The following is a 14734-nucleotide window of genomic DNA, read 5'->3' as shown; positions in this document are numbered from 1 at the left end:
TGGCTTATGCGTAAGCTTCTGCCAGGCTCATGACGCGTGGCTCGATCTTGATGCCAACATTACCGAACAAAGCGTCGAGCGCCGTCAGATTGGCGCTGCACTCGTCCGTTTTCCAGCCCTTGAACAGGTCGGTGCCATCTTTCTGGAAATGCAGCTCCATCACCTTGCCCTTGTCGCGGTGGATATAGTTTTGCTGATGAACGCTCTGAAAACCCAACTCGGCCAGGCCGGCAAGCACGGTGTGTGGCGGATTGTCCGGATCGGTGGCCAGGAACACGCCGAAGGTCTTGCCCGGGGGCTTGGCCGCGACATCCACTTCGTAAATCCCAGGCGCCTTGGTGGCGGTCGTACTTTTCAAAAACAGCATCACGGTGCTCCTGGCGCGCTAGTGACCCACGAGATAGTTCGCAGATCGCTTTTCAGTTAATCAGTCTGCCAGCATATTTCCATACAGGAACTTTGTCGACCGAAGTTTTCGCTTTATCCGGTTTACCGCATGACCAGACTGAAAACTGTGGCGCCAATCAACGCGGCGCTGGCGAGCATGCTCACGATGAAGCCGATTTCACGCTTGGCCGGATCGCGGTAGTAACCCAGCGCATACAGAATCCGGCCCACGCACCACAACACGCCCCCGGCAGCCGCCCACACGTCACCCAGGAACATGGCGCACAGCCACAGGGGCACGAGCACCAGTGGCAGCATTTCCAGCGTATTCATCTGGACGCGATGAGCGCGCAAAAAGCCTTCAGGGCCGTCCATTGATGGGGCCGGTACCTTGAACTGGATGCGGGCGCGTGCAGCATTGCCCCAGGTCCAGAAATAGACACCAAGAACGGCCAGCGTGGCCCAGGCAGTGAAGAACATCGTGTTCCCTTGTGATTGGCGTGAAAGAAGGTCGTCGTGGCTCAGTTGCCACCGTGCTTGCGCCGCGCCAGGTCGGTCGTAGGCGGCACCAGCGCGCCATACAGGCGGCCTGTCGCGGCATCCCAGTCCAGCAATGCCTGCTCTTGCCGCGCGACGGTGGCCAGGTCGCCCCGCGCGATGGGGCCGCTGAGCGCTGCGGCCGGACCAAGGCGAAACACATTGGCCAGCGTCTCGGTGGCCAGCGGTTGCGCCAGTTCGCGCGCCACCGCTTCGGGAATCCCGGCGGCCTGATAGGCGCGCAGCGCTGCGTCGAGCACCGTGGTCAGGTAGTTCGACGCGAACACGGCGGCCGCGTGATAAACCGTCTTGGCCGCGCCATCGATCGGCACGAGGCGCGCGCCGATGGTCTCGAATGCGGGGTCAAGCAGCGCCAGCGCCGCCGCATCACCCTCGACGCCGCAGAAGGTGCCGGCGAATTCACGCGCCACCTGCTCCGGGTCGGCGAAGCTGCGGATCGGATGCACGCTGGCCACCAGCGCACCACCTGCACGCACCGCCTGCAGCGCAGTCGATGCTTTCGCGCCGCTGCAGTGAAACACCACGGCGCCAGTCAGGTCGTGCGTCTGCGCCAGTTGCGCGGCGACCGGCTCGATCTGATCGTCGCTCACCGCCAGCAGCCAGGCGTGCGCCGGGCGCAGCTGCGCGCCATCGGCGCAGGCATGGCCGGCGCCCATGAACGCCACCGCCGCCTGCGCGCTTGCGCACGAACGGGTCAACACATCCTGCAGCGTGAACGCGCCGCTGGTGGCGAACAGGCGCCCCAGCACGCGGCCGACGTGGCCGGCGCCGACCAGGTTGAGCGTCGGGGTCAGCGTCGATAGCACGTCAGAAGCCGGCGCCAGGCTGGCTCAGGTAGTCGAGTTCTTCGGGTGTCGAGGCGCGGCCGAGGATCGGATTACGGTGCGGGAAGCGGCCGAAGCGTGCGATCACACCGCGGTGGCGGTGCGCATAGTCAAGCGCTTCGTCGAAGCCCTCGTGGTCGGCGGCCAGCGCGGTGAACTGGTCGACCGCGAGCTGCTGCATGCCGGCGTCCTCGGCATGCTCAAACGGCATGTAGACGAACTGGCGCTCGATGGGTGCAAGCGCCATGTGCTCACCGGCGTCGACCATCTGGCGCGCCGCGCTCAATGCCAGCACATCGCCGGCGAACGATTCCGGCGCGCCGCGATGGACGTTGCGCGTGAACTGGTCGAGCACCAGGATGCGCGCCAGTACGCCGCGCGCGCCCTGCTCGTCCCACTCGCGCAGGCCGCCCGCAATCGCGTGCGTGATCGTCGTGCCGAAGCGTTCGCGGATGATGGCGTCGAACGCGGGGTCCTTGCGGTACCACTCGGCGCGCGCCTTGCCATGATCAAGATGGGAAGCTGGCAGGAACCAGAAATCGAGAACTTCTTGTGCGTCCATGGATGAATTCCGTTGATATTGTGAGGTGAAGCAGGCCGGTATGCCGCGCTCAGGCGGGCGGCTTCTTGCGCACCAGCTGCTTTTCGAACGCGATGTCGTTCTTGCTCATGCGCGGCTGCTCTTGCGGCCCCAGGCCCTTGACGAAGGTGACGAAATCGTCGAGCTCCATCGGTGCGCACAGCGGCGGGCTGCCGGGCGCTTCGGACAGGTAGAAGTGGCCATCGCCGGTGCGCGCCATCGAATACAGCGGATTACCGGTGCGCTGCTTGAGACGGTCGACCGCGCTGCTGGCGCGCGTGGAACGGGAACTTGCCATGTCAGATTGCCTCCGTGCGCAGCATGAGCCACTCGAACGCGGCGCCTTCAACGTGGGGCGTCAGGCGCGCACGCACGGTGGCGTGGTAGTCGTTGAGCCAGACGATTTCATCGGGGCGCAGCAGCGAACGATCGAGGCAGCGGGTGTCGATCGGGCACAAGGTGAGCGTCTCGAAGGCCAGGTATTCGCCGAATTCGGTCTTGTTCGCGGCGACATTGAGTACCAGGTTTTCGATGCGGATGCCCCAGCGCCCCGGGCGATAGATGCCCGGCTCGATCGACGTGATCATGCCCGGCTCCATCGCGGTATGCGGGTCTGGCGGCACGGCCGGCGAGATCGTCTGCGGGCCTTCGTGCACATTCAGGAAGTAGCCGACGCCATGGCCGGTGCCGTGACCGTAGTCGATGCCGGCGGCCCAGATCGGAGCGCGTGCAATCGCGTCGAGCATTGGCGCGCGGGTGCCGCGCGGGAAGTGGGCGCTCGACAGCGCGATCAGGCCTTTCAGCACCAGCGTGTAGTCGCGCCGTTGATCGGCGCTCGGCGTGCCGACCGGGATCACGCGCGTGATGTCGGTGGTGCCGCCCAGGTACTGGCCGCCCGAGTCGATCAGCAGCAGGCCGTCGCCTTCGATGGTGGCGCAGGTGGCGGCTTCAGCGCGGTAATGCATGATCGCGCCATTGCTGTTGAAGCCCGCGATGGTCGAGAAACTCGCGCTGACAAAATTCGGGCGGCGCGCGCGGGCTGCGGTGATGCGCGTGTCGATGTCGACTTCGTTGATTGCACTGCGGTCTGCGTCCGCCAGCAGCGGCTCGAGCGCGGCGAAGAATTCGCACAGCGCAGCGCCATCCTGCTCCATCGCGGCGCGCACATTGACGGCTTCGCTATCGAGCTTGCGCGACTTGGCGAACGTGGTCGGGTTGATCGCCTCGACCACGTTCACGCCGCTGGCCACGCCCGCGCGCATGCCGGCCGTGACGCGGCGCGGATCGAGCAGCAGCGTTGCGCCTTCGGGCAGCGCTTCGAGCGCATGCACGGCGTTCTCGTACGGCGCCAGGTGTACGTCGTCGGCTTCCAGACGCGCACGTACGTCAGCCGGCACCTTGCCGTCGCCAACGAACAGCGTGGCGTCGCCACGGCCGATCAGCGCATGGGCCAGAAATACGGGATTGAAGCTGACGTCGGCGCCGCGCAGGTTGAACAGGTAGGCGATGTCGTCGAGCGTCGAGACAAAATGGAAACCGGCGCCATGCCCTTCCATCGCGGCGCGCGTGGCCTGCAGCTTGTCGGCGCGGGTGGCAGTGGCAAACGGCGGCAGGTGTTCGAATACGGCGTCGGCCGGCAGCGCCGGGCGCTCACGCCAGACATCGTCCAGCAGGTCGAGATCGGTGCGCAGCACGACGCCTTTGGCCTGCAGCGCGTCAGCCAGCAGGCGTGCACCGGCCAGGCCCAGCACGCGCGCATCGACGGCGGCAGTCTGGCCAGCGGCAAGGTTGGCGGCGAGCCAATCGACGTGCAGCTGGCTGGCCGCGCCCGGGATCTTCATCAGCGCGATGTCGGTGCCAGCGAGTTCGGTTTCAGCCTGCGTGAAGTAGCGGCCATCGGTCCAGACGCCGGCAAATTTCGCGGTGGCGATGAAGGTGCCGACCGAGCCCGTGAAGCCGGACAGCCATTCGCGGCCCTTCCAGTGACCGGGCAGGTATTCCGACAGGTGCGGGTCGCTCGACGGCACGATGACGGCGTCGATACCGTGGCGCGCCATGGCGGCGCGCAGTTGCGCGAGGCGGTCGGCGCGGAGGGCATGCGAGTCGGCGGAAGAGTCAGTGGAAGTGCGGGCTTGTTCGGTGGCGTCGGACATGGGCAGAGGCGTCGATTTGTTTTCCAAGCTGCGTATGATACGCCCCATTTGGCGCCGCCGACATACGCGGGGCGCCCCAACCGGAACACCCTCCAGCCCGGGGATCACGCATAATGGCGCGGCATCCACCAGACATAGAGACCCATGCTCGATTTTCATCATGAGCGCGCCCGCGCGCTGTTGGCGAACGCCACGCAGATCGTCACGCCGACTGAAGTCCAGGCCGCTGTCACCAGCGTCGCCGACCAGCTCAATGCGCGCTTTGCCGCGCCGGGCGCCACCGAGTTCCCGCTCGTGCTGGGCGTGATGGGCGGCGCGGTCGTGTTCACCGGCACGCTGCTGCCGCAACTGGCCTTCCCGCTCGACTTCGACTACATCCACGTCAGCCGCTACGGCGACGATGACCGTGGCGGCGAACTGGTGTGGAAAGTGATCCCGCGCCAGAACGTGGCGGGTCGCACGATCCTGCTGGTCGACGACATCCTCGACGAAGGCGAGACCCTGGCCCACGTCAAACAGCGCCTGCTGGACATGGGCGCGGCCGAAGTGATGGTCGTGGTGTTTGCCGACAAGGACCTGGGCCGCGCCAAGCCGATCATGGCCGACCTGGTCGGTTTGAGCCTGCCGAACAAGTTCGTCGTCGGCTTCGGAATGGACGTGTATGGCTACTGGCGCAACCTGCCGGGCCTGTGGACGATCCGGCCCGAGGATTTGAAGCAGCCCGACGCGCCGGCAGCCTGAGCGTTTTTTAAAGCGCCAGGCGGGCGCGCGCCGCCATGTATTCGGCGCTCAGGCGCGCGACCATGTCGGCCACCGTCGGCACGTCGTCCATCAGGCCCACGCCCTGCCCTGCGCCCCAGATGTCGCGCCAGGCCTTGGCGCTGCCCGAACCAAAGCTCATCTTGCTCTTGTCCGATTCGGGCAGGTTGTCCGGGTCCAGCCCGGCTGCGACGATCGATTTTTTCAGGTAGTTGCCGTGCACGCCCGTAAACAGGTTCGTGTAGACGACATCGGCCGCCGTCGATTCGACGATCGCATCGCGGTAGTCGTCGCTGACGTTCGATTCTTTCGTCGCCAGCCAGCGCGAACCGATGTAGGCAAAGTCGGCGCCCATTGCCTGCGCGGCCAGGATCGCGTCGCCCGTGGCAATCGAGCCGGACAGCGCGATCGGTCCCTTGAACATCTTGCGGATTTCGCCCACCAGCGCGAATGGTGACAAGGCGCCTGCATGGCCGCCAGCGCCAGCGGCCACCAGGATCAAGCCATCGACGCCGGCTTCCAGCGCTTTTTCGGCGTGGCGGATCGAGACGATATCGTGCAGCACGATGCCGCCGTACGAATGCACGGCGTCCATCATCTCGCGCGGCGGTGCGCGCAGCGACGAAATGATGATCGGTATCTGGTGCTTGACGCAGACTTCGACGTCATGCGCCAGGCGGTCATTCGACTGGTGGACGATCTGGTTGACGGCGATCGGGCCGACCTTCTTGCCCGGATTGGCCGCGGCGTAGTCGGCCAGTTCACGCTGCAGGTCGGTCAGCCAGACATCGAGCATCTCGGCCGGCCGGGCATTGAGTGCCGGGAACGAGCCCACGATGCCGGCCTTGCACTGGGCTGCCACCAGCGCGGGTCCGCTGGCAATGAACATCGGCGAAGCGATGACAGGAAGGGACAGGTCTTGCAGCGCGGCGGGCATCGTCATGGAAGCTCTCGGTGGTGGATGGAGGATGGGCCTGATTATAGCCCTGAAAAAAGTACGACCGTGCTAGATTCCTGCCTCTAAACGATCGTTACTGCCAGTCGATCTCGCCCTCGCGGCGCCGGATCTCGGCCCAGATCGCGCGTTTGGTCTCGTCCGTGGCCGTGCCCCAGGCGACGATTTCATCGATGGTGCGCAGGCAACCCTGGCACAGGCCCGTCTCGGGGACCATCTGGCAGATATTGATACAGGGCGACGGTACGGGGGTTTGCAGTTCGGGAGCCATCGTTCGCAGTGGTGGAAAATAAAGTGGCATTATCGCGCGGCTGGCAGTCCAGCGCCGCGTGTTGCCCGTCTTTTACTATACTGGGGCAACGCCACTTTGCACGAGGTGCCCATGAAATTGCACGATGTTCTCCTGGCTGGCCTGTTCGGCCTGTCCACGGCCGCCTCTGGCCAAATGCTCTCTCCCGATGGTTACGGCAAGATCGGGTTTGGCCAGCAGCTGGGCGCCGTCGAGCGCCAGTTGGGCCAACGCGCCTTGCCCCGCCCGGCCGACCCGGCCTGCTCGATGGTGGCCTTCAAACGGTATCCCGATGTCCGCTTCATGGTTGAAAACGGCGTGATCACGCGCGCGGATGCCAGCCGGATCGTGCGCAACAGCGCCGGGATTACGGCGCGCATGTCGGTGAAGGAGGCACAGCGCCATCGCCCGGCGTTGCAGGTCGGGCCACACAAATACGACGAGAACGGTCAGTACCTGACGCTCGCGCAGGGCAAGGACAAGGCGCTGATCTTCGAAGCGAGCAAAGGCAAGCTGCAGCGCATGCGCGCGGGCCTTAAACCGGCCGTGGAATACGTGGAAACCTGCGGTTGAGCATGCGTTGGCGCTTGATGTGATCACATAGATCAATGTTCCGTATCTAACGCATCAGCATATATAAGGGCCGTTCGGCAACGCTGGCAAGGTTCGTGTAAGCTCATGGCCTGAAATTGGTGCACTGCACAAAAAAGGAATGCCATGAAACTCAACCGACTCATGCTGGCGCAAATGCGCAGCGCTACCCGAACGCTCTGGCGCTCGGGTCCGGTGACCCCTGGCGCAGCAGTACGGCAAGCGATGAGCAACGTCAACGCGTTGCACCGGGTCGCCCGACAACAGATGCGTGACTTCACGATGACGGTGACGCCGACGGAATCTGCGCCGGAATCCGCGCCGGCCCCTGCGCCCGCCGCCACGCCTGCTGCCGCGCCCGCAGCAACGGCCAGCGCGCCGCTGACCGGCACCTTCATCGCCGGCAGTCACACCAACGCCGCCGGCACGCGTGACTACAAGCTCTATGTCCCAGCCAGCTACACGGACGGCCCCGCGCCGCTGGTGGTGATGCTGCACGGCTGCACGCAGGACCCGGACGACTTCGCCGCTGGCACCGGGATGAACGTGCTGGCCGAAGAGGTCGGCTGCCTGGTGCTGTACCCGGCGCAAAGTAAAAGCGCCAACCCGTCGCGCTGCTGGAACTGGTTCAACGCCGTCGATCAGCGCCGCGATGAAGGCGAGCCGTCGCTGATCGCCGGCATGACGCAGACGATCATGGACACCTACAGCGTCGATGCGAGCCAGGTGTATGTGGCCGGCCTGTCCGCCGGCGGCGCGATGGCCACCATCATGGGCACGCTGTATCCCGACCTGTACGCCGCCGTCGGCGTGCATTCGGGCTTGCCATTTGCATCGGCCAACGATTTGTCGTCGGCCCTGGCGGCGATGAAGGGCGACTTCCGGCGCAGTCAGCTCGAGAACCAGCCACTGCCGGTCATCGTGTTCCATGGCGACCGCGATACGACAGTGCACCCGGCCAATGGCGAAGAAGTGGTGGCGCAAGGCGCACGCCATTTGCCACAGCCGGGCACGACCGAACCGGGCAACGTGCCGGACGGCCATGCCTATACGCGCACGCTGTATCCGGCCACCGATGGCACCGTGCAGGCCGAGCACTGGCTGGTGCATGGCGCGGGCCATGCGTGGTCGGGCGGGCAGGCAAACGGCAGCTACACCGACGGCAAGGGGCCTGACGCCAGCCGCGAGATGATGCGCTTTTTCCGTACCCAGCGCTGAGGCGTCAGGGCGGCGTGGCAGATGGGGGCTGGCTTTGCGCGGCAATGTGGGCGCGCAGACATGCCGGACACCAGCAGCCAGCCGCTTCCTGCGGCACCGCCACCGCCGGCGGCAATGCCGTGCACCAGCACGGCGCGCTGTCGCCATCGGCCATCGCGCAGCTGAATGAAGCGCCGCAGCGCGTGCAACTATTCATGGTCTGAACAGCCCTGAAGATGGATGGCGAACGGCGGGAATGGCATGGCAGGAGTAGAGTGGTGGGTGCTGCTATAAAATACAACATAACACCGCCCACTCCCCACAAGGTTTACGCTGTTTTTATGGCATTTGGCTGTAAAATCTCGCGACAATTATTTCGGACTCTCCATGAACGCTCAAGTGACCAGCCTGACCACCGACGACCAACCTAACGACCTCGCCGGGGTCTCCCCGGCGATCAAGGCGCAGATCCTGGCCGAAGCGCTTCCGTACATCCGTAATTTCCACGGCAAGACCATCGTCATCAAGTACGGTGGCAACGCCATGACCGACGAGCGCCTGAAGCACGGCTTCGCGCGCGACGTCATCCTGCTCAAGCTGGTGGGCATGAACCCGGTCGTGGTGCACGGCGGCGGCCCGCAGATCGACAATGCGCTGAAAAAAATCGGCAAGCAAGGCACGTTCGTGCAGGGCATGCGCATCACTGACGAAGAAACCATGGAAGTGGTGGAGTGGGTGCTGGGCGGCGAAGTCCAGCAAGACATCGTCATGCTGATCAACCACTACGGTGGCCAGGCCGTGGGCCTGACCGGCAAGGACGGCGGCCTGATCCGCGCGCGCCGCATGGCGATGCCTGACAAGGAAAAACCAGGCGAGTTCCTCGACATCGGCTTTGTTGGCGAGATCGACGCCATCAACCCGGCCGTCGTCAAGGCGCTGCAGGACGACGCGTTCATCCCGATCATTTCGCCGATCGGCTTCGGCCAGGACGGCCAGGCCTACAACATCAATGCCGACGTCGTTGCCGGCAAGATCGCCGAAATCCTGAAGGCCGAAAAGCTGATCATGATGACCAACATCGCCGGCGTGCAAGATAAATCGGGCAACCTCGTCACCGACCTGTCGGCGCGCGAGATCGACGAGATGTTCGCCGACGGGACGATCTCGGGCGGCATGCTGCCCAAGATTTCATCGGCCCTCGACGCTGCCAAATCGGGTGTGAACACCGTGCACATCATCGACGGCCGCATCGAACACTCATTGCTGCTCGAAGTCTTGACCGAACAGGCTTTTGGCACTATGATCCGGTCTCATTAAATTTTTTGTGGCGGAAACAATCGCCACAGAAAAACCAGTACCGCCCTTTTAGCTCAGTGGTAGAGCACTCCCTTGGTAAGGGAGAGGCCACGTGTTCAATCCACGTAAAGGGCACCATCGCTTCACCTCCCCTCTGCTTTACCAACGCCTCGCACCGTGGCCACTCCCCTACCCCGCGCACCTGTCTGGTTATTTGACCTCGACAACACCCTGCACGACGCATCGCATGCGATTTTTCCGGCGATCAGCGCCAACATGAACACCTATATCGCGCGCGTGCTCAGCCAGAATGGCGAAACTGCCACGCAAGCGATGATCAATGCCGCGCGCGTCGGGTACTGGAAGCGCTACGGCGCGACCCTGCTCGGCATGATGCGCCATCATCAGGTGTGCCCGACCGACTTCCTGCGCGAGACGCACGATATCGGGCCGCTGGCCGACCTGCTGCGCTTCGAGCGCGGCCTGGGGCGCCTGTTGCGCCGCCTGCCGGGCCGCAAGATCCTGCTGACCAATGCGCCCAACTCGTACTCGACCGAGATCGTGCGCCGCCTGAAGCTGCACAACCATTTCTCGCACCATGTGGCGATCGAGCACATGCACGTGCACCGCCAGTTGCGGCCCAAGCCGTCCAAGCTGATGCTGCGCCGCCTCTTGCGCAAGCATGGCGTGGCCGCGCAGCGCTGCATCCTGGTCGAAGACACGCTGGCCAATCTGCGCACCGCGCGCCAGCTGGGCCTGCGTACCGTCTGGGTCACGCAATACCTGCGCATGGCCGATCCGATTGGCACCGCCCCCCTGCCGAGGACATTGAAATGCCCCGGTTACGTCAATGTCAAAGTAAAATCCGTGCGGCAACTTCCTGCGCGGCTGTCGAGGCTGCGTTAATCGATCAACACTCCTAGGGATCCCATGGCAAGCACGAAGCCCGGCCAGCGCAAGCTGCAAATCCTTCAGGCCCTGGCCGCGATGCTCGAGCAGCCCAAGGGCGAGAAAATCACCACCGCCGCCCTGGCCGCGCGCCTGGGCGTCTCTGAAGCGGCGCTGTACCGCCACTTTGCCAGCAAGGCGCAAATGTACGAGGGGTTGATCGAGTTCATCGAGACCTCGGTATTCGGCGTCATCAACCAGATTACTGAAAACGAAGAAGGCGGCCTGGATCAGACGCGCGCGATCGTGCAGATGCTGCTCGGCTTTGCAGCGAACAATCCGGGCATGACGCGTGTGCTGATCGGCGACGCGCTGGTGAACGAAGACGAGCGCCTGCAGCACCGCATGAACGCGTTTTACGACAAGGTCGAGCTGGCGTTCAAGGGGGCGTTGCGCGTGGCCGTCACGCAGGGCCATGGCCAGGAACCCGATGTCGCCGGCCGCGCGAGCCTGTTGATGAACTACGTCACCGGCCGCTGGCACCGCTTTGCCAAGAGCGGCTTCAAGGTCAGTCCCGTGGACGGCACGCCGCTGCACCTGTCGTTGCTGCTGGCAGCGTAAAATCCGGGGATGGATACTGGTGAAGTCTTTGCACTGCTCGACGATGCGCGCGCCACGCACGAAGCCCGTTCGCGGCTCTACAGCGGCCATGCCGGCACGCTGACCTGTGATGATGCCAGCGGCTGGGCGCCGCTGCTGGCGGCCCTGCAAACTGCGCTGCAGCAGGGTTTGTATGCGGTGCCGCTGCTGACCTACGAACTTGGCGCGCACCTGCAGAACCTGCCGGCGCGCGCCGTGGATGGACCGCTGGCGCAGGTGCTGCTGTTTTCGCGGTGCGACCATCTGACGGGCGAGCAGGTCGCATCGTGGCTCGCCACGCGCAGCGCAGGCCCGGACCAGATTGCCGGCGTGGCCGCCATCACGGCCAATGTCGACGAGGCGCAGTTCGTCGAGGCCATCGGCCGCATCCGCGCCCTCATTGAAGCGGGCGACACCTACCAGGTCAACTACACGTATCGCTTGCGCTTCGACGCCTTCGGCCCGCTCGTCGCCCTGTATGCGCGCCTGCGCGCGCGCCAGCCGGTGCCGTATGGCGCGCTGGTGGCACTGCCGGATGGCCGCGCGCTGCTGTCGTTCTCGCCCGAGCTGTTCGTACGCCACGAGGCCGGCGTGCTGCAGGCGCGACCGATGAAGGGCACGGCGCGCGCCAGCGGTGACGCCACCATCGATGCTGCGCGTGCGCGCGACCTGGCGCAGGACACCAAGAACCGCGCCGAGAACCTGATGATCGTCGACCTGCTGCGCAATGACCTGGGCCGCGTGGCCGTCACGGGCAGCGTGCAGACCCCCGTGCTGTTTGACGTGCAGCGCTACGGCGCCGTGCTGCAAATGACGTCCACGGTGCAGGCGCGACTGAAGCCCGATGCGGCGCTGGTGGATATCTTTGACGCGCTGTACCCGTGCGGCTCGATCACGGGCGCGCCCAAGCGCCGCGCGATGGAAATCATCCACGATCTCGAGCCCGATGCACGCGGCGTCTACACCGGCGCGATCGGCTGGTTCGATCCGGCGCCACAGGGCCGCCCGTTCGGCGACTTTTGTCTGTCGGTGCCGATCCGTACTTTGGCACTAGCGGCGCCAGAGAACGACATAAGGCGCGGCGAACTGGGTGTGGGCGCCGGCATCGTCCACGACAGCGAAGCGCATGACGAATTCGCGGAGTGCCAGTTGAAAGCAGGCTTCCTGACCGGGCTGGCCAACGATGTCACGATCTTCGAAACGCTGCGCGCATCACGCGAGCATGGCTGCGGCCACGTCGAACGGCACCTCGAGCGCTTGCACGCATCGTGCCGCTATTTCGGTGTCCCGTTTGACCCCGGCGCCGCGCACGCCGCCCTGGACGCCGCCTGCCTGGCGCTGCCGACCGACAGCACGTACCGCATGCGCCTGGCCATCGATGCGGCCGGCGCGCTGACCATCACATCGGGCGTGCTGGCGCCCCTGCAGGAGCCGGTGCTGGTGCTGCTGGCCGACGAACCGACGGCCAGTGGCGACATCTTCCTGCGTCACAAGACGAGCCGGCGCGACCGCTACGACGCGGCCTGGCAGGCGGCCGAAGCGCGCGGCGCGTTCGATGCGCTGTTCTTCAACGAGCGCGGTGAATTGACGGAAGGTGGGCGCAGCAATGTGTTCGTGCGCATGGGTGACGCGTGGATCACGCCGCCGTTGGCCTGTGGCGTGCTGCCGGGCGTCATGCGGGGCGTGCTGCTGGCAGCGCCCGCATGGCATGCGCGCGAAGGCGTGATCACGCGCGCGATGCTCGAAGCGGCCGACGACATCGTCGTCTGCAACGCGCTGCGTGGGCCGCTGCGCGCCGTGCTTCTTCAGAAGCGGTAACCGACACCCAGGGCAAACAGCATCGGATCGACTTTTAGATGGCTGATGTTGGCGCCACCGACGATGACGTCGCTGCGGATATTGACGCGCTTGATGTCGGCGTTGAGCGACCAGTGCTCGTCCAGGCGGAAATCAACGCCAGCCTGCAGCGCCAGCCCGACGCTGTCGTTCTCCAGGTCAGCCGCGCCATTGAGCAGCTTGACGCTCGAGATACGCGTGTAGTTCACGCCCACGCCCAGGTACGGATTGAAGGTGGCGCCCGGTGCAAAGTGGTATTGCGCGCTCAAGGTGGGCGGCAGGTGCTTGAAGCTGCCGATCTTCGTGCCGGCCAGCGTCACATTGTGCTTCTGCGGATAGGTCAGGATCAGTTCCGCCGCGAAGTTTGGCGTGAAGAAGTAGCTGATGTCCAGCTCGGGGATGGTCTTGTTGCTGACCTTGATCGTGTCTGCCGCGCCCACACCGCCAACCGGGCTCGATTTGTTATCTGGCTCCATCTGGATGGCGCGTGCACGCACCAGCCATGGCGATTCCTGTGCCAACACCTGCGCGGACGCCACGGCAATCAGGGCCACTACTACGGATTTCAACATCGTTTTCATTGTTCTTACCTTTCGTTGTCATGTCACTGTCGACGAAGGTAAGCTTATTGATGTGGACCCAAAAAAACGTTGATCCACATCAAAATGACCATGCTGTCAGTAAGGTTACAGCGCTTTTTCGATCATACCGACCAATTGCGGGTCTTCCGGCGTGACCTTGCTCGGGAAGTATTCGAGCACCTTGCCGTCACGCCCGATCAGGTACTTGGTGAAGTTCCACTTCGGTTCCTTGCCGGTCGCCTTGATCAGCTGCGCGTGCAGCGGGTTGGCGTCGGGTCCCTTGACCGACGTCTTGGCGAACATCGGGAACTTCACGCCGTAGGTGTTGTAGCAGAGGTCCGCGATTTCTTTCGCGTTGCCTGGTTCCTGCTGGCCAAAGTCGTTCGATGGGAAGCCCAGGATCACCAGGCCACGGCTGCCATACTTGGCGTAGATCTTTTCCAGGCCTTCGTACTGCTTGGTAAAGCCGCAGTAGCTGGCCGTGTTGACCACCAGGACCACCTTGCCGCTGTACTGGCAGAGGTCTTGCGGCGCTTCATCCTGCAGGCGCTTGAAGCTGTGCTTGAGCACTGCCGGGCAGGCAGCCGGCGTTTTGCTCAATGCCGGCGCTGGTGCAGCAGGCGCTGCCTGCGCGCTTGCGGGCGGGATGACGCTGGCGGCAGCGGTGGCGGCGAGCAGCAGGGCAATGGTCTTGATCATGGCGTGGTATTGACGAGGTGGAAGTAGCAGCGATTGTAGCGCGGGCAGCGACGCCACGCGCCGCTTTTCAGGCACTTGCGTGAAGGCTGCGGTGCTCGATCTTGATGCAGTGGTTCATCACCACATCCAGGCCGGCGGCGCGCGCCAGATCGGCGGCAACCTGGTTCTCGATCTCGAGCTGCATCCACAGGCACCCTGCCCCCACAGTGATCGCATCGCGCGCGATCGGGCCGATGTCTTCCGACTTGCGGAAGCAATCGACGATGTCGATGCGCTGGCCGGTGTCTGCGAGCGAGGCGGCAGCGTCTTGCAGCGTGGCGAACACGGGCTCGCCGAGGATCGTCTCGCCGGTGTACTGGGGGTTCACTGGCAGGATGCGGTAGCCGTGCTGCTGCAGGTAGGCACCCACTTCGTGGCTGGCCCGGTCCGGCTTGGTCGACAGGCCGACGATGGCGATGGTGGTGCTTTCTTCGAGGATCTGGGCAATGGTGCGCATGGTGGC

19 protein-coding genes and 1 tRNA gene are annotated in these 14734 nt (G+C 64.5%); 8 read left to right on the top strand and 12 right to left on the bottom strand.

Annotated features, from left to right (window positions below):
* Window positions 1-4 precede the first annotated feature (4 nt).
* From AC56LW_RS13175 to AC56LW_RS13150, 6 genes are all read right to left on the bottom strand, one after another.
* Window positions 5-367 carry a hypothetical protein gene (locus AC56LW_RS13175; RefSeq protein WP_499634898.1) on the bottom strand — a complete coding sequence of 121 codons (363 nt, stop codon included), beginning with the start codon at window positions 365-367 and terminating at the stop codon, window positions 5-7.
* A 122-nt stretch (window positions 368-489) separates the two neighbouring features.
* Complete coding sequence (locus AC56LW_RS13170) at window positions 490-867, bottom strand: MAPEG family protein (protein ID WP_499634897.1); 378 nt, start codon at window positions 865-867, stop codon at window positions 490-492.
* A gap of 41 nt (window positions 868-908) precedes the next feature.
* The gene (locus AC56LW_RS13165) at window positions 909-1739 is read right to left on the bottom strand and encodes a Rossmann-like and DUF2520 domain-containing protein (RefSeq protein ID WP_499635292.1); all 831 of its coding nucleotides are present in this window, start codon (window positions 1737-1739) and stop codon (window positions 909-911) included.
* Window positions 1740-1752: 13 nt separating this feature from the next.
* The gene (locus AC56LW_RS13160) at window positions 1753-2331 is read right to left on the bottom strand and encodes a DUF924 family protein (RefSeq protein ID WP_499634895.1); all 579 of its coding nucleotides are present in this window, start codon (window positions 2329-2331) and stop codon (window positions 1753-1755) included.
* 49 nt (window positions 2332-2380) lie between these two features.
* Entirely contained in the window at window positions 2381-2647 is a 267-nt protein-coding gene (locus AC56LW_RS13155) for a hypothetical protein (RefSeq protein WP_183554813.1), read from the bottom strand.
* Window position 2648: 1 nt separating this feature from the next.
* Window positions 2649-4502 (bottom strand): aminopeptidase P family protein, encoded by a 1854-nt coding sequence (locus AC56LW_RS13150; protein WP_499634893.1) that lies wholly within the window; start codon window positions 4500-4502, stop codon window positions 2649-2651.
* A 144-nt stretch (window positions 4503-4646) separates the two neighbouring features.
* On the opposite strand from AC56LW_RS13150, the gene AC56LW_RS13145 reads away from it, so the two are divergent.
* A complete protein-coding gene (locus tag AC56LW_RS13145; protein WP_499634890.1) occupies window positions 4647-5243 on the top strand; it encodes a hypoxanthine-guanine phosphoribosyltransferase in 597 nt (198 codons plus the stop codon).
* 7 nt (window positions 5244-5250) lie between these two features.
* On the opposite strand, the gene AC56LW_RS13140 is transcribed toward AC56LW_RS13145, so the two are convergent.
* Window positions 5251-6204, bottom strand: a complete 954-nt coding sequence (locus AC56LW_RS13140) for an NAD(P)H-dependent flavin oxidoreductase (protein WP_332533745.1) — start codon at window positions 6202-6204, stop codon at window positions 5251-5253.
* Between the two features lie 88 nt (window positions 6205-6292).
* Window positions 6293-6487 (bottom strand): DUF1289 domain-containing protein, encoded by a 195-nt coding sequence (locus AC56LW_RS13135; protein WP_332533744.1) that lies wholly within the window; start codon window positions 6485-6487, stop codon window positions 6293-6295.
* A 111-nt stretch (window positions 6488-6598) separates the two neighbouring features.
* Here AC56LW_RS13135 and AC56LW_RS13130 point away from each other — a divergent pair, with 111 nt between their 5' ends.
* Both AC56LW_RS13130 and AC56LW_RS13125 read left to right on the top strand, forming a co-directional pair.
* Window positions 6599-7078 carry a hypothetical protein gene (locus AC56LW_RS13130; protein ID WP_499634887.1) on the top strand — a complete coding sequence of 160 codons (480 nt, stop codon included), beginning with the start codon at window positions 6599-6601 and terminating at the stop codon, window positions 7076-7078.
* Window positions 7079-7222: 144 nt separating this feature from the next.
* The gene (locus AC56LW_RS13125) at window positions 7223-8314 is read left to right on the top strand and encodes an extracellular catalytic domain type 1 short-chain-length polyhydroxyalkanoate depolymerase (RefSeq protein WP_499634885.1); all 1092 of its coding nucleotides are present in this window, start codon (window positions 7223-7225) and stop codon (window positions 8312-8314) included.
* A gap of 4 nt (window positions 8315-8318) precedes the next feature.
* Here AC56LW_RS13125 and AC56LW_RS13120 read toward each other — a convergent pair whose 3' ends face one another.
* Window positions 8319-8468 carry a hypothetical protein gene (locus tag AC56LW_RS13120; protein WP_332533753.1) on the bottom strand — a complete coding sequence of 50 codons (150 nt, stop codon included), beginning with the start codon at window positions 8466-8468 and terminating at the stop codon, window positions 8319-8321.
* Window positions 8469-8680: 212 nt separating this feature from the next.
* Here AC56LW_RS13120 and argB point away from each other — a divergent pair, with 212 nt between their 5' ends.
* The 5 genes from argB (at window position 8681) to AC56LW_RS13095 (ending at window position 12934) form a co-directional block, all read left to right on the top strand.
* A complete protein-coding gene (gene argB / locus AC56LW_RS13115) occupies window positions 8681-9610 on the top strand; it encodes an acetylglutamate kinase (RefSeq protein WP_183554827.1) in 930 nt (309 codons plus the stop codon).
* 42 nt (window positions 9611-9652) lie between these two features.
* Window positions 9653-9727: transfer RNA gene (locus tag AC56LW_RS13110), tRNA-Thr, on the top strand.
* Window positions 9728-9766: 39 nt separating this feature from the next.
* Window positions 9767-10495 carry a pyrimidine 5'-nucleotidase gene (locus AC56LW_RS13105; protein ID WP_499634883.1) on the top strand — a complete coding sequence of 243 codons (729 nt, stop codon included), beginning with the start codon at window positions 9767-9769 and terminating at the stop codon, window positions 10493-10495.
* 24 nt (window positions 10496-10519) lie between these two features.
* Window positions 10520-11098 (top strand): nucleoid occlusion factor SlmA, encoded by a 579-nt coding sequence (gene slmA / locus AC56LW_RS13100; protein WP_499634881.1) that lies wholly within the window; start codon window positions 10520-10522, stop codon window positions 11096-11098.
* 9 nt (window positions 11099-11107) lie between these two features.
* Complete coding sequence (locus AC56LW_RS13095) at window positions 11108-12934, top strand: chorismate-binding protein (protein WP_499634878.1); 1827 nt, start codon at window positions 11108-11110, stop codon at window positions 12932-12934.
* Here AC56LW_RS13095 and AC56LW_RS13090 read toward each other — a convergent pair.
* The 3 genes from AC56LW_RS13090 to AC56LW_RS13080 all read right to left on the bottom strand — a co-directional run bounded on the left by AC56LW_RS13090 (window position 12922) and on the right by AC56LW_RS13080 (window position 14728).
* Window positions 12922-13533 carry an OmpW/AlkL family protein gene (locus tag AC56LW_RS13090; protein WP_499634875.1) on the bottom strand — a complete coding sequence of 204 codons (612 nt, stop codon included), beginning with the start codon at window positions 13531-13533 and terminating at the stop codon, window positions 12922-12924. The two genes, AC56LW_RS13095 and AC56LW_RS13090, sit on opposite strands and share 13 nt — an antisense overlap.
* Before the next feature lie 105 nt (window positions 13534-13638).
* Window positions 13639-14232 carry a glutathione peroxidase gene (locus AC56LW_RS13085; RefSeq protein ID WP_499634872.1) on the bottom strand — a complete coding sequence of 198 codons (594 nt, stop codon included), beginning with the start codon at window positions 14230-14232 and terminating at the stop codon, window positions 13639-13641.
* 67 nt (window positions 14233-14299) lie between these two features.
* Complete coding sequence (locus AC56LW_RS13080; RefSeq protein ID WP_499634870.1) at window positions 14300-14728, bottom strand: CoA-binding protein; 429 nt, start codon at window positions 14726-14728, stop codon at window positions 14300-14302.
* Window positions 14729-14734: the final 6 nt, after the last annotated feature.

Source organism: Telluria sp. LT2P80 (assembly GCF_059685955.1).
The sequence above is the reverse complement of the archived record's forward strand: the minus strand, read 5'-3'. Positions and strand labels throughout refer to the sequence as shown.